Origin of the sequence: Pararhizobium sp. O133, from assembly GCF_051669845.1 — a bacterium.
In the GTDB taxonomy this organism is placed as follows: domain Bacteria; phylum Pseudomonadota; class Alphaproteobacteria; order Rhizobiales; family Rhizobiaceae; genus Pararhizobium.
Map to the genome: position 1 here is coordinate 78,734 of NZ_CP196430.1, position 12,287 is coordinate 91,020.

The following is a 12,287-nucleotide window of genomic DNA, read 5'->3' on the forward strand; positions in this document are numbered from 1 at the left end:
CCATGAAACTGAAAACTCTGTCTCTCATGCTTTTTACAGGAACGACGCTGACTGCAGCCAATGCGTATGCGGCCGGCGATCTCAACCTCATCTGCTCGGCGGACGTGGTCATCTGCGAGCAGATGAAGGGTGATTTCGAAAAGGCGCATAGCGACGTAAAGGTCAACATGGTTCGCCTGTCGTCCGGCGAAACCTATGCCAAGATCCGCGCGGAAGCCCGCAACCCGAAGACGGATATCTGGTGGGCCGGTACAGGCGACCCGCATCTCCAGGCGGCCTCAGAAAACCTGACCCTCGAATACAAGTCGCCGATGCTCGACCAGCTTAACGACTGGGCCAAGAAGCAGGCCGAAAGCTCGGGCTACAAGACGGTCGGCGTCTATGCCGGCGCGCTCGGCTGGGGCTACAACACCGATATCTTCAAGGCCAAGGGCTACAAGGAGCCGAAGTGCTGGGCCGATCTGCTCGATGCGTCCTTCAAGGGCGAAATCCAGATCGCCAATCCGAACTCCTCTGGCACGGCCTATACGGCGCTTGCCTCGCTCGTCCAGATCATGGGCGAGGACAAGGCTTTCGATTACCTGTCGAAGCTCAATGTCAACATCTCGCAATATACCAAGTCTGGCTCGGCGCCGGTGAAGGCTGCTGCCCGCGGCGAAACCGCCATCGGCATCGTCTTCATGCACGATGCCGTTGCACAGACGGCGGAAGGTTTCCCGGTCAAGTCGATCGCCCCTTGCGAAGGCACCGGTTACGAGATCGGTTCCATGTCGATCGTCAAGGGCGCCAAGAACCTCGACAATGCCAAGCTCTGGTATGACTGGGCGCTGACCCCGGAAGTCCAGTCGCGCATGAAGGATGCCAAGTCCTTCCAGCTTCCCTCCAACAAGACGGCCGAAGTGCCGAAGGAAGCGCCGAAGTTCGAAGACATCAAGCTGATCGACTATGATTTCAAGACCTATGGCGACCCGGCCAAGCGCAAGGAACTGCTGGAGCGCTGGGACCGCGAGATCGGCGCCAAGGCCAACTGATCGGCTGGCCTTGCGGGGACCTCTAGGTCTACCGCAGGCCAGCTCCTCCCGCGGTGTTCGCCGGCCCTCGTAGCCGGCGAATGCTGGCAGGTTCATTTTTGCCGGATGCCTTCCTCGGGAAGCCTCGGCTTTTTCAACAACATGACGTCTTAAACGCGCAAGGATCGCCATGGATCACCGCAACCGCAGACTGGACATCGCCCTTGGCCTTGCCGTCGCTTCCTTTCTCGTCGTGCCCTGGTACCGCATCGAAGGCGGTTTCCTCGGCTTCAGCTGGCTTTCAGGTTTTCCGGATGAGACATCGGTCGCGCCGGGCATCCTGCAATTTCTCGTCCATGGCAGGGCATGGCTGGCGATCGCCGCGCTGATCGTGGCCGCGGCCGTGGGCGTGCGTTTCCTCGTCAATCCTGAGCGCAGGGGCGGGCTGCTTGCCTTGCTGGGCGGGCTTGGGCTTACCTATCTCGCGCTGCAAGGCTTGGCGATCGGCTTTTCCGGCTGGACCTGGACAATGAGCGAGAGCCTTTTTGGCGCGCTTGCGGACGGACAGCCTTCGATGGGCGCAGGCGCCATCCTTGCGTCGATTTCCTTCGTCTTGATCTTCGCCTTCGGCCTTGCCGAACGGGGCGTGATGAAGGGCGATGCCTTTGTCGTCGCCTCGATCGCCATGCTCGTCTTTCTCGTGGCGGTTTTCGTGTTCTATCCCGTCGGCAGCATGCTGGTCGGCGCGTTCCAGGATTTCGACGGTTCGTTCAATCCGGACGGTTTTACCCGCAATATCCAGGACAGTTCGATCTGGAGCCTCGGTTGTGTTGTCGGTGGCGAACGCTGCGGCGTTGCCTGGCGCACGCTGTGGCTCGCCATTATGACGGCCTGCGGATCGACGGTGCTGGGCCTTGCCTTCGCGCTGGTCGCAACACGCACACGCTTCCCCTTCAAGAAGGGGCTGCGGCTGCTCTCCATCCTGCCGATTATCACGCCGCCCTTCGTCGTCGGTCTCGCGCTCACACTCCTGTTCGGCCGTGCCGGTGTGGTCACGCAGGCACTTGCCGATCTCTTCGGTGTCGAGCCCGGGCGCTGGCTTTATGGTCTGACAGGCATCTGGATCGCCCAGGTCTTGTCTTTCACCCCGATTTCCTTCCTCGTCCTGATCGGCGTCGTCGAGGGCGTCAGCCCATCGATGGAAGAGGCTTCGCAAACGCTGCGGGCCGATCGCTGGCGTACCTTCTGGCGGGTTTCGCTGCCTTTGATGAAGCCCGGCATCGCCAATGCCTTCCTCATCGGCTTCATTGAAAGCATGGCCGATTTCGGCAATCCGCTGGTGCTCGGCGGCAGCCACGGGGTCCTGTCGACAGAAATCTTCTTCGCCGTGGTCGGCTCGCAGAATGATCCCTCGCGGGCGGCCGTGCTGGCCATCATCCTGCTGTGCTTCACGCTCTCGGCCTTTCTTGCCCAGCGCTACTGGCTGGCGGGCAAGAATTTTGCCACCGTCACCGGCAAGGGTGACAGCGGCGCCCATAGCGCCCTGCCCAAATCGGTCTCGATCGGGGTGCATGCGCTGGTCATTCCGTGGATGGGCTTCACCCTTGTGGTCTACGGCATGATCCTGTTTGGCGGCTTCGTGAAGACCTGGGGCCTCGATCATTCGCTGACGCTGGAACATTATACGCGCGCATTCTCGGTCGAGGTCGTCAACGGCACGATTGCCTGGACGGGCGTTGCCTGGAACTCGTTCTGGACGACAATGGAGATCGCGCTTCTGTCCGCGCCGCTGACGGCTGCCGTCGGTCTGCTGACGGCCTATATCATCGTCCGGCAGAAGTTTGCCGGTCGCAACCTGTTCGAATTCGCGCTGATGATGAGCTTCGCCATTCCCGGCACGGTCATCGGCATCAGCTACATCATGGCCTTCAACCTGCCGCCGCTCGAAATGACCGGCACGGCCCTGATCCTGATCGCCTGCTTCGTCTTCCGTAACATGCCGGTCGGCGTGCGCGGCGGGGTGGCGGCGATGAGCCAGCTCGACAAGAGCCTGGACGAGGCCTCGCTGACGCTGCGCGCCACCTCGTTCCGGACGATCCGCAAGGTCATCCTGCCGCTGCTGCGCCCGGCGATCACGGCGGCGCTGGTCTATTCGTTCGTGCGCGCCATCACCTCGATCAGCGCCGTCATCTTCCTCGTCAGCGCCGAATACAACATGGCGACATCCTACATCGTCGGCCTCGTGGAGAACGGCGAGTACGGCGTGGCCATCGCCTATTCCTCGATGCTGATCGCCGTGATGGTCATCATCATCGCCGGGTTCCAGTTCCTTGTCGGCGAACGGCGATTGCGCCGTGAAAACCGCGTCGCCGGCTTTGCCCCATCCTCTCGTCAGGAGATAATCGCATGATCAATCAGCAAGCCGGCTCCGTTGTTTTCGAACACGTTCGCAAGCAATTCGGTGCATTCACCGCCATTCCCGACCTGTCTCTCACCATCGAGCCCGGCACGCTCGTCACGCTGCTCGGCCCCTCCGGGTGCGGCAAGACGACGACATTGCGCATGCTGGCGGGCCTGGAACATCCAAGCGCCGGCCGCATCCTGATCGGCGGCAAGGATGTAACCATGTTGCCGGCAAACGCCCGCGACGTGTCGATGGTGTTCCAGTCCTATGCGCTTTTCCCGCATATGAGCTCGCTCGACAATGTCGCCTACGGTCTCGAATCCTCCGGCTTCGGCAAGAAGGAGGCGAGGGAGCGCGCCGAGGAGGGCCTGAAGCTCGTCGGTCTCGCCGGCATGGGCGGTCGCCTGCCGGCAGAACTTTCCGGCGGCCAGCAGCAGCGTGTCGCGGTTGCCCGGGCGCTGGTGCTGGAGCCGCAGGTTCTGCTTCTGGATGAGCCTCTGTCCAATCTCGATGCGCGCCTGCGCCGCCGGGTGCGTACCGAAATCCGCGAGTTGCAGCAGCGCCTCGGTTTTACCGCCGTTTACGTCACCCATGATCAGGACGAGGCGCTTGCGGTTTCCGACAGAATCATCGTCATGAAGGATGGTGAGATCGCCCAGGCCGGGTCGCCGCGTGATCTCTACGAAGCCCCGGCTTCCTCTTTCATCGCCGATTTCATGGGGGAAGCCAATGTGGTCGATTGCGAAGTCATCCGGCTGGAGGGGGCGAATGCCACCATCCGCATCGGCGCTCTCGAACACCGTGTACCGGCACGCGATGCCCGGACCGGTTCGGCAAAACTTGCCGTGAGACCCAATTCGATCACCTTGGAACCAGCCGCGGATGCTCCCTTCGGCGGCAGAATCACCCATGCAGCCTATCTGGGCGATCATGTGGAATATGAGGTACAGACAGCGGATGGCACGCTCTTCGTCGTCGATCCCGCCGTCGAGCGGCCGCTGGCACCACAGACCCCGGTTGCCATCGGCTTCAAGGCCCGTGGTATTGCACTGATAAACAGCTGAAGCATCAGCATACAGAGGACCCAACATGATTTCTGAAAATTCCGGGATCGAAACCCGCTTTGCCCTTGCGCGCACGCTTGCGGAAGAAGCGGGCAAGGTGGCATTCGGCTATTTCGAGGCGCGCGAAACCCTTTTGATCGAAACCAAACGTGATCCGCAGGATGTGGTTTCGATCGCCGACCGCGAGGTGGAAAACCTTTTGCGTGCCCGCGTCGCTGAAGCCAATCCGGATGACGGCTTTCTCGGCGAGGAATACGGACTGATCGACGGCACCTCCGGCTATACCTGGGTTGTTGATCCCATCGACGGCACCAGCCCTTTCGTCAATGGCATGCCGAACTGGTGCGTCTCGATTGCGGTGCTTTACGACGGAAACCCGGTCATCGGTGTCATCGTGTCGCCGTGCCACAATGAAGTCTATGCCGGTGCGCTCGGGAAGGGTGCCACCTTGAACGACAAGCCACTGACGCTTGATCCCAAACGCACCATTCGAAACGCGGTGACGGGTATCGGCGCCAACAACTACGTAACTCCGGCCTTTGTCGGCAAGATGGTGGAATCGCTGCTGGATGCCGGCGGCAATTTCATCCGCAACGGTTCAGGCGCATTGATGCTCGCCTACGTCGCCGCCGGTCGCCTCGTCGGCTACTATGAGCCCTATATGCACGCTTGGGATTGCATGGCCGGCTTTTGCCTGGTGCGTGAGGCGGGCGGCTGGTTTCATCCGTTTCCGGTGGATGGCGAAAGGCTGACAAAGGGTGCGCCGGTTCTTGCCGCAGCCCCCGGCGCAGTCGAGGATCTGCGAAGGATCGCAAATTTGTAAACCGATTTTCAGTCTTCGAGTTTCCAATTTGCTGAAAAGCAACCGCGTTAACCTCCCGCCCGTTACGTCGGAAATGCATTCCAAATTCCGGTCGGGAAACCGCTGATGCCATTTGTAATGGACCAAGGCAGCCACTCGTCACAAGCTGAACCCCCCTCAGTTATCCTGACCTTGGCAGCAGCGCATTTCTGTTTAATTGCAACTATAACTGCAAGGTGGACATCTCTAAAAACCTCCCCCTTTTCGGCAAATGGTGATTCAATCCGGCGTGTGATTTGGCGGGAGCGGATTATGCAAGGACAGCCAGGCTTTTGGGATTTGGACGAGCGTTACGAGCGGCTGAGCGCCGTCGGGGACCCATTGGAGAAGCTCAACGCCATTATCCCGTGGTCTGTGTTCGAGAAGCCGTTGGCCAAAGCGCTGAAGCGTTCCGATGGCTCGGAAGGGGGATGACCGCCGTTCCCGGCGGTCATGATGTTCAAGGTCCTGGTGCTGCAGGCGCTGTATAATCTCTCAGACGATCAGGCAGAGTTCGTGATCCAGGACCGCCTTTCGTTCATGCGGTTTCTTGGTTTGTCCCTGTCGCAGAAGGTGCCGGATGCCAAGACGATCTGGCTGTTCCGCGAAAGCCTCGTGCGTGCCGGTGCCATCGACAACCTGTTTGTCCGTTTCGACAAGCATCTCTCGAAGTCGGGCTATCTGGCCAAGGGCGGCCAACGACAAACGCTTCGCGTTTGCACCGAGATCGTCGATGCCACGATCATCCAGGCACCAAAGCAGCACAACAGCCAGGATGAGAAGGCCGCAATCAAGGCAGGCGAGACCCCTGAAGCCTGGAAGGACAAGCCCGCCAAGCTTGCGCAGAGGGACCGTGACGCACGCTGGACGGTGAAGTATTCCGAGGCCAAGCGGCCCACGGAAACGCCGACATCAGCCGCGACGAAGCAGCATGACATTGCTATTCCGATGTTCGGTTACAAAAACCATGCGGGCATCGACCGGGCGCATGGTTTTATCCGGGGATGGACGGTGACGAGTGCGGCCGCCCACGATGGCGCGCAACTCCGCAACGTCGTGGCCAAGGACAACACGGCCTCGACCGTCTGGGCAGACAGCGCCTACCGGTCGAAGACCAACGAGGAGTGGCTGGAAAAGAACGGCCTAAAGTCGGACATCCATCAGCGAAAGCCGAAGGGCAAGCCAATGCCGGAAGCGATGTCGAAAGCCAATGGGCGACGATCAAAGATCCGGTCCGCCGTCGAGCACGTCTTTGCCAGGCAGAAGGACATGCTCCGATACGTTTTCCACGAGGGTCGACGCGCCATCGCATGATGTGTGCAGCCCCGAAAGGGGGAGCGACACCACCAAATCCGGCCTGAACCTGTCGGCAAACCGTCACGAGGCCATCACCACACACGGCTCAGCACAAATTCTCGGGTATTTCGAGGCGTCCAGGTGAGTAATACGACTTAAATTGGAGACGGTTCGGTTCAATCAATGGCTCGAATGTTGTTGTTGAAGCAATATCCAATCACGTATGGCTGCGCGTCTAATTTCGACGAAGCCGAACTACAGACGCGCTGCCTGAGCTGTGATTTCTGTGGATCAAGTGAGCTTCCTCAAAAATCGCCACCGCATACCATTGACGCGGTAGCGTTTTGCATCCGGTCCCGGTCAGGATACGCGAGTAAGGCGCTGGGCGCGGCTGACCGGGTCGAGAGTCTGGGTTTCGAAAGACTGGCGCATGGCATCGATCATCAGAAAAGTTGAGGCCGAGCCGGGATCGATATGGCCGAGCGAGCGCTCTCCGAGCTTGGCGGAGCGGCCACGACGGGCGGCGATGTTGGCGGTGGCCTTCATGCCGCGTTCCGCACCGGCGGCTGCGGCGCGCAGGCAATCGACGAGGTCGCCGCCTTCGGCCAAAGCCTTCTGCGCCTGCTCGACCGCCGGCACCCAGGCATCAACCATGGTCTTGTCGCCAGGCTCCGACTTACCGCGCTCGCGGATGCCGTTCGATGCGCCTTCGAGGAAGGCAACGAGACCCGCCGCATCGAGGCGGTGACGGCCGCCCGTGGTTTCGCCGGCGCGCAGGAAGGCGCTGGCATAGAGCGGGCCTGAGGATGCGCCAACGGCATCAAGAAATGCCTTGGCGATACGGTTGCAGATGTCCCCGATGCTCTCGTCGGCTCCGATCTCGGCAATCTCCGCGCGCACGGCACGCCATCCGATGCCCATCGTCACCCCATGATCGCCATCACCGATGACGCCATCCAGTTCCGACAGCCAATCGGCACGGTCCTCGATAGCGAAGGAGACCTTGCGGATCATTTCGGCAAAGATTTCTGCGGTCAGATCGCCCTCGCCGTCGACGCCAGCGCTGGATGCTGCCTGCGCCTTCGTCGCAACGGGCTGGGCCGCGGCGATGCGCTTCAGCCGATCCGCCGCTTCCTGCGATGCCGGTGCGGGAGGCGTGCCGACGCGCAGCACGGAGGTCAGGCAGGGATGGTCGAGCAGGGAGGTCAGCTCGTCGTCTAGCTTCAGCAGGGTGATCGACGCGCCCGCCATTTCCAGCGAGGTGACATATTCGCCGACGAAAGATTTGTGGATCGAGACGCCGAGATCGTCGAGGATCATCTTGGCGCGGCGGTGGAGAAGATAGAGTTCCATCGGCGAGGTGGAGCCGAGGCCATTGACCAAAAGGGCGACCTTGTCACCCTTGGTGAGCTTCAATTCGCCCTGGATATGCTCCATCAGTTCGGCCGTGACTTCATCGGCGGTCTCGACGGCGGCGCGGCGGATACCGGGTTCGCCATGCACGCCCATGCCGATTTCCATCTGGTCGTCGCCGATCTCGAAATTCGGCTTCAGGGTCTGCGGCAGCGAGCAGGCGCCGAGCGCCACGCCCATGGTCGCGGTCAGGCGGTTGGCCTTGCGCGTTACGGCTTCGACCTCGTCAAGCGTCTGCATACGGTCCGCGGCAGCACCTGCGATCTTGAAGACGAAGAAATCGCCGGCGATGCCACGACGATCACCGATGCGCTCGGAGCTTGCGGAAGCGACATCGTCCGTGACCGGGATCGAGCGGACCTCGATGCCTTCGCGTTTGGCATCTTCCGCCGCCATGTCGAAGTTCATGACGTCGCCGGAATAGTTGCCATAAAGATAAAGGACGCCCGCGCCGCCATTTGCTGCGCGGGTGGCCTCAAGGATCGGTTCCGGGGAGGGGGAGGCGAAGACATTGCCGATGGCCGAGGCGTCGGCGAGGCCGCGCCCGACATAGCCGGAGAAGGCTGGCTCATGACCGGAGCCGCCGCCGACGACGATGCCGACCTTGCCGTCACGCGGGCCGTCGATCGCAACCAGCACACGGCCTGTCGCTCCGAAGGAGGTCAGGATATCGGAATGCGCGCCCAGCATGCCCTCGATCATTTCCGGAATGATCGTTTCGGGGGAATTCATCAGTTTTTTTGTCTTGGTCACGGCAATAGTCCTTAAAATCGTCGTTTCAGGCAGCCTGCTTCAGCAGCGCCACGGCTTTCTTCATGTCTTCGAGAACAAACTCGTCCGTTTCCTCGAAGGCATAGATGATTTCCAGGAGATAGGTCTGGTCGGTCAGCGCATGTTTCTGCCAGAAATCTTTGAGCCGCTCCGGCGTCACGATGCCGTCGCGGGTAAAATTCCAGTGGCGGTCGAACAGGCCGTCCGTCTGCTGGATGTGATAGGCGGAGATGTACTCGCCGCAGGTGCGCATCCAGTGATCCATGTCCGCCTCTTCCTTGAAGAGCGGCGTGAACAGCGCATGGCCCCAATCGACCAGCAGACGCACCGGCACGTCGGTGGCACCGTCGAGGTCCTTCATCAGCCGCAGGGAATCGGCGGCGGACGACGGGAATTCGGTTTTAAGCGGCACCGGCTCGATCATCAGCTTCGACAGGCCGCGCTCCTTTGCATGGCGCGAGAGATCGACGATCGACTGCAGCGCGAGCTTGTAGATTTCCTCGCGGCGGGCGGGATTGACGGCATCGTCGGCGGAATAGGAGCCGAAGGGCATGCCGGCAGCCGGCACCTGCATTTCGGCGGTCATGTCGATGGCGCGTTTCAGGTGCTCCTTGCCCATGGCGCGCAGATCATCGTTCGGCGCGAGGAAATGGTTATAGGTATAGGAGGCGAGGCCGCCGAACGTGCTTTCGATGGTGATACCGGCCGCGGCGAACGCCTTGGCGTAATCGCGAGCCAGCCGGTCACGCGGCGTTTCCGGCCACCACGGGTCGATCAGGTCCCAGGTGAACTGGACATGGTCCATGCCCAGATCGCCCTTGATGACGGAGGCAAGGCGCTCGCCGCCGAGCCAGCGCTTGATCGCAAAAGACAGGTTCAAACCGAGTTTCATGTCGTTCCTCCAAACATGGATCCGGGAGCCGCGCCACAAAACTGGCGCGGGGCTGGTCCGGTTCATTCACAGACAGGGTCGGCGGGCGGGCCGCCGGGTGGCTCACAATTCCTTGCGGATGTACCGACGGGAGATCGCATCGAAGGAGATGGCGAGCACCACGATCACGCCGCTGACGACACCCTGCCAGTAGGGCGAGACGCCGAACAGCACGATGATGTTTTCGATGATGGCGATGATGCCCGCACCGAGGATCGCGCCGAGCGGCGTACCGATGCCGCCCGTGGTCGCCACGCCGCCGATGACGGAGGCCGCGATCGGAGGCAGGACCCAGGTTTCGCCGATCGAGGGCTGCGCCGTGCCGAGACGGGCGACCATCAGAAGGCCCGCCAGCGCCGACAGGAAGCCGGCAATGGTAAAAACCAGTACGCGGATACGGTCGACGCGGATGCCGAGCATGCGGGCGGCGGCCTTGTTGTTGCCGATCGCATACATGTAACGGCCGAACGGGGTCTTCAGCGTAATGAAGGTGGCGATCGCCAGCACAACGATCATGATGACGAAGGGCACCGGCACGCCGAACAGATCGCCACGCCCGAGAAACTGGATTTCCTTGGGTATGTTGGTGATTGCCACGCCCTTGGTCAGAACGAGGTTGATGCCGCCGAAGATGCCGGCCGTGCCGATGGTCAGGACCAGCGAATGCAGGCGCATTGAGGTGACCATGAAGCCGTTGAAGAAGCCGAGGGCGGCACCCATCGCTAGACCGCCGGCAAAGGCGACGGCGGGATTGATCCCGAAATTGACCATCAGCATGCCGGCGATGACGCCGCAGAGGCCGCCGATCACGCCGAGCGAAAGATCAAGCTCACCGAGGATCAGCAGCATTGCCTGACCGACCGTGACCAGCCCGACGAAGGCCAGCGAGCGGGCGATGACCGACATGTTGTAGGAGGTCAGGAAGTATGGCGACAGGATCGCGGAGACGATGAAGATGATGACGAGCGCCACGAAGACGCCGGCAAGGGGGGTCGTCGCGAGAAGGGAGAGGGGCTTACGCTGCATGGGTCTTGGTCTCCGAACCGAAGATCGCGCCCACGAGCGTTTTGTTGCTCGTCGTCGCGGTCTCGAAACTGCCGGTTATCTTGCCGGTATACATTGTGATAATGCGGTTGGCGCATTTGCGCAGTTCGTCCATTTCGGACGAAACGAGGATGATGCCGACGCCGCCTTCGGCCAGCGTCTTCATGATGCGATAGATTTCCGCCTTGGTGCGGACGTCGATGCCTTTGGTCGGCTCGTCGAAGATCAGCACATCCGGCTTGGTCGCCATGGCACGGCCGATGATCGCCTTCTGCTGGTTGCCGCCGGAAAGCAGGGCGATCTTCTTGCCCATACTGTCTGTCTTGATGTCATAGGTACGGATGATCTCCGCCACGGCCGACTTCTCTTTCGGTGCGGAAATGCCGAGCCAGCTTGTCGTCTGCGCAAGGATCGAGATGCCGACGTTTTCGCGAACGGACAGCATCGGCAAGATGCCGTGATGCTTGCGCTCCTCGGACAGGTACAGCATGCCGTTGCGGACGCTGTAGTTCGTATCGCCGAGCGTCCACGGCTTTTCGTTGACGGTGACGGTGCCAGCCTTGGCGTTGAGGAAACCGAACATGGTCTGCATGATTTCGGAGCGCCCGGCGCCGACGAGACCGGCAAAGCCTAGGATTTCTCCGCGCTTCAGGGTGAAGGATACGTCCTGAAAACGGTGGCCGGAGAGACCCTTGACCTCGATGATGGTCTCGTCGGGGACTGCCGGCTGGGCGACCGGCCAGAAATTCTCGCTGAAGGACAGCTCCGAACCCGACATGCCCCTGATGAGATCGGTCTCGGTGATGTCGGCGATCCTGCCGTCCTCGACCTTCTCACCGTTGCGCAGGATCGTGTAGTCGTCACCGATGGAAAAGACCTCGTCCATCTTGTGCGAGATGAAGACGATCGCATGATCGGCGCTGCGGAAATCGTTGATGACCTTGAACACACGGTCGACTTCGGTGCGCGTCAGCGACGAGGTCGGCTCGTCGAGGATCAGCACTTTCATCTGCTTGTTGGTGGAGGCGCGGGCGATCTGCAGCAACTGCTGGTCGGAGACGGAGATGTTGCGCACCAGATCGGACGGCCGCGCCTCGATGGCGAAGCGGTCGAGATAGACCTGCGCTTCCGTTTCGATCCTTTTGAAATCGACATAGCGGGAGGAAAAGCCCGAGACGGCATAGGGAATGAACAGGTTTTCGGCGACGCTCAGATGCGGGAAGAGATTGAGTTCCTGCGGAACGTAACCGACATATTTGAAGAGATCAGGATGTTCGGCGGCTTGTCTGCCGTCGATGGAGATCGTGCCGCGGCTCGGCGTGTCGGAACCCGTGAGGATCTTGACGAGGGTGGATTTTCCCGCGCCGTTTTCGCCGGCGAGAATATGCACGCGGCCGAGTTCCAATTTCAGATCGACGCCGTTGAGCGCGGTGACGCCGGGAAAATCGCGCCCGATACCCTTGGTTTCAAGAAATGCCATATCCGGATCCTGGTCTTCTGAGACCGCCTCGGC

At 61.0% G+C, this 12,287-nt stretch carries 8 protein-coding genes and 1 pseudogene; 5 read left to right on the forward strand and 4 right to left on the reverse strand.

From position 1 onward, the window contains the following. The first annotated feature begins 2 nt into the window (after positions 1–2). The 5 genes and pseudogenes from ACST81_RS27520 (at position 3) to ACST81_RS27540 (ending at position 6,633) form a co-directional block, all read left to right on the forward strand. Complete coding sequence (locus ACST81_RS27520) at positions 3–1,031, forward strand: ABC transporter substrate-binding protein (protein ID WP_438754961.1); 1,029 nt, start codon at positions 3–5, stop codon at positions 1,029–1,031. Positions 1,032–1,200: 169 nt separating this feature from the next. After that, positions 1,201–3,420 (forward strand): ABC transporter permease, encoded by a 2,220-nt coding sequence (locus ACST81_RS27525; protein WP_438754747.1) that lies wholly within the window; start codon positions 1,201–1,203, stop codon positions 3,418–3,420. Beyond that, positions 3,417–4,478 (forward strand): ABC transporter ATP-binding protein, encoded by a 1,062-nt coding sequence (locus ACST81_RS27530; protein ID WP_438754749.1) that lies wholly within the window; start codon positions 3,417–3,419, stop codon positions 4,476–4,478. Before ACST81_RS27525 ends, ACST81_RS27530 begins: the two co-directional genes overlap by 4 nt. Before the next feature lie 25 nt (positions 4,479–4,503). Further along, positions 4,504–5,301, forward strand: a complete 798-nt coding sequence (locus ACST81_RS27535) for an inositol monophosphatase family protein (RefSeq protein ID WP_438754751.1) — start codon at positions 4,504–4,506, stop codon at positions 5,299–5,301. A 291-nt stretch (positions 5,302–5,592) separates the two neighbouring features. Further along, a pseudogene (locus ACST81_RS27540) lies at positions 5,593–6,633 on the forward strand (IS5 family transposase). A gap of 342 nt (positions 6,634–6,975) precedes the next feature. On the opposite strand, the gene dhaL reads toward ACST81_RS27540, so the two are convergent. The 4 genes from dhaL to ACST81_RS27560 all read right to left on the reverse strand — a co-directional run bounded on the left by dhaL (position 6,976) and on the right by ACST81_RS27560 (position 12,254). Next, entirely contained in the window at positions 6,976–8,781 is a 1,806-nt protein-coding gene (gene dhaL / locus ACST81_RS27545) for a dihydroxyacetone kinase subunit DhaL (RefSeq protein ID WP_438754753.1), read from the reverse strand. A 25-nt stretch (positions 8,782–8,806) separates the two neighbouring features. After that, a complete protein-coding gene (locus ACST81_RS27550) occupies positions 8,807–9,691 on the reverse strand; it encodes a sugar phosphate isomerase/epimerase family protein (RefSeq protein WP_438754755.1) in 885 nt (294 codons plus the stop codon). Positions 9,692–9,793: 102 nt separating this feature from the next. After that, positions 9,794–10,756: an ABC transporter permease gene (locus ACST81_RS27555; RefSeq protein ID WP_438754757.1), complete on the reverse strand. Its 963-nt coding sequence runs from the start codon at positions 10,754–10,756 to the stop codon at positions 9,794–9,796. Next, positions 10,746–12,254 carry a sugar ABC transporter ATP-binding protein gene (locus ACST81_RS27560; protein ID WP_438754759.1) on the reverse strand — a complete coding sequence of 503 codons (1,509 nt, stop codon included), beginning with the start codon at positions 12,252–12,254 and terminating at the stop codon, positions 10,746–10,748. Before ACST81_RS27560 ends, ACST81_RS27555 begins: the two co-directional genes overlap by 11 nt. Positions 12,255–12,287 lie beyond the last annotated feature (33 nt).

Bases quoted from the DNA above. Each gene is read 5' to 3' on its own strand.
- ACST81_RS27520 (WP_438754961.1), top strand. From the start codon at position 3: ATGAAACTGAAAACTCTGTCTCTCATGCTTTTTACAGGAACGACGCTG.
- ACST81_RS27525 (WP_438754747.1), top strand. From the start codon at position 1,201: ATGGATCACCGCAACCGCAGACTGGACATCGCCCTTGGCCTTGCCGTC.
- ACST81_RS27530 (WP_438754749.1), top strand. From the start codon at position 3,417: ATGATCAATCAGCAAGCCGGCTCCGTTGTTTTCGAACACGTTCGCAAG.
- ACST81_RS27535 (WP_438754751.1), top strand. From the start codon at position 4,504: ATGATTTCTGAAAATTCCGGGATCGAAACCCGCTTTGCCCTTGCGCGC.
- ACST81_RS27550 (WP_438754755.1), bottom strand. From the start codon at position 9,691: ATGAAACTCGGTTTGAACCTGTCTTTTGCGATCAAGCGCTGGCTCGGC.
- ACST81_RS27555 (WP_438754757.1), bottom strand. From the start codon at position 10,756: ATGCAGCGTAAGCCCCTCTCCCTTCTCGCGACGACCCCCCTTGCCGGC.
- ACST81_RS27560 (WP_438754759.1), bottom strand. From the start codon at position 12,254: ATGGCATTTCTTGAAACCAAGGGTATCGGGCGCGATTTTCCCGGCGTC.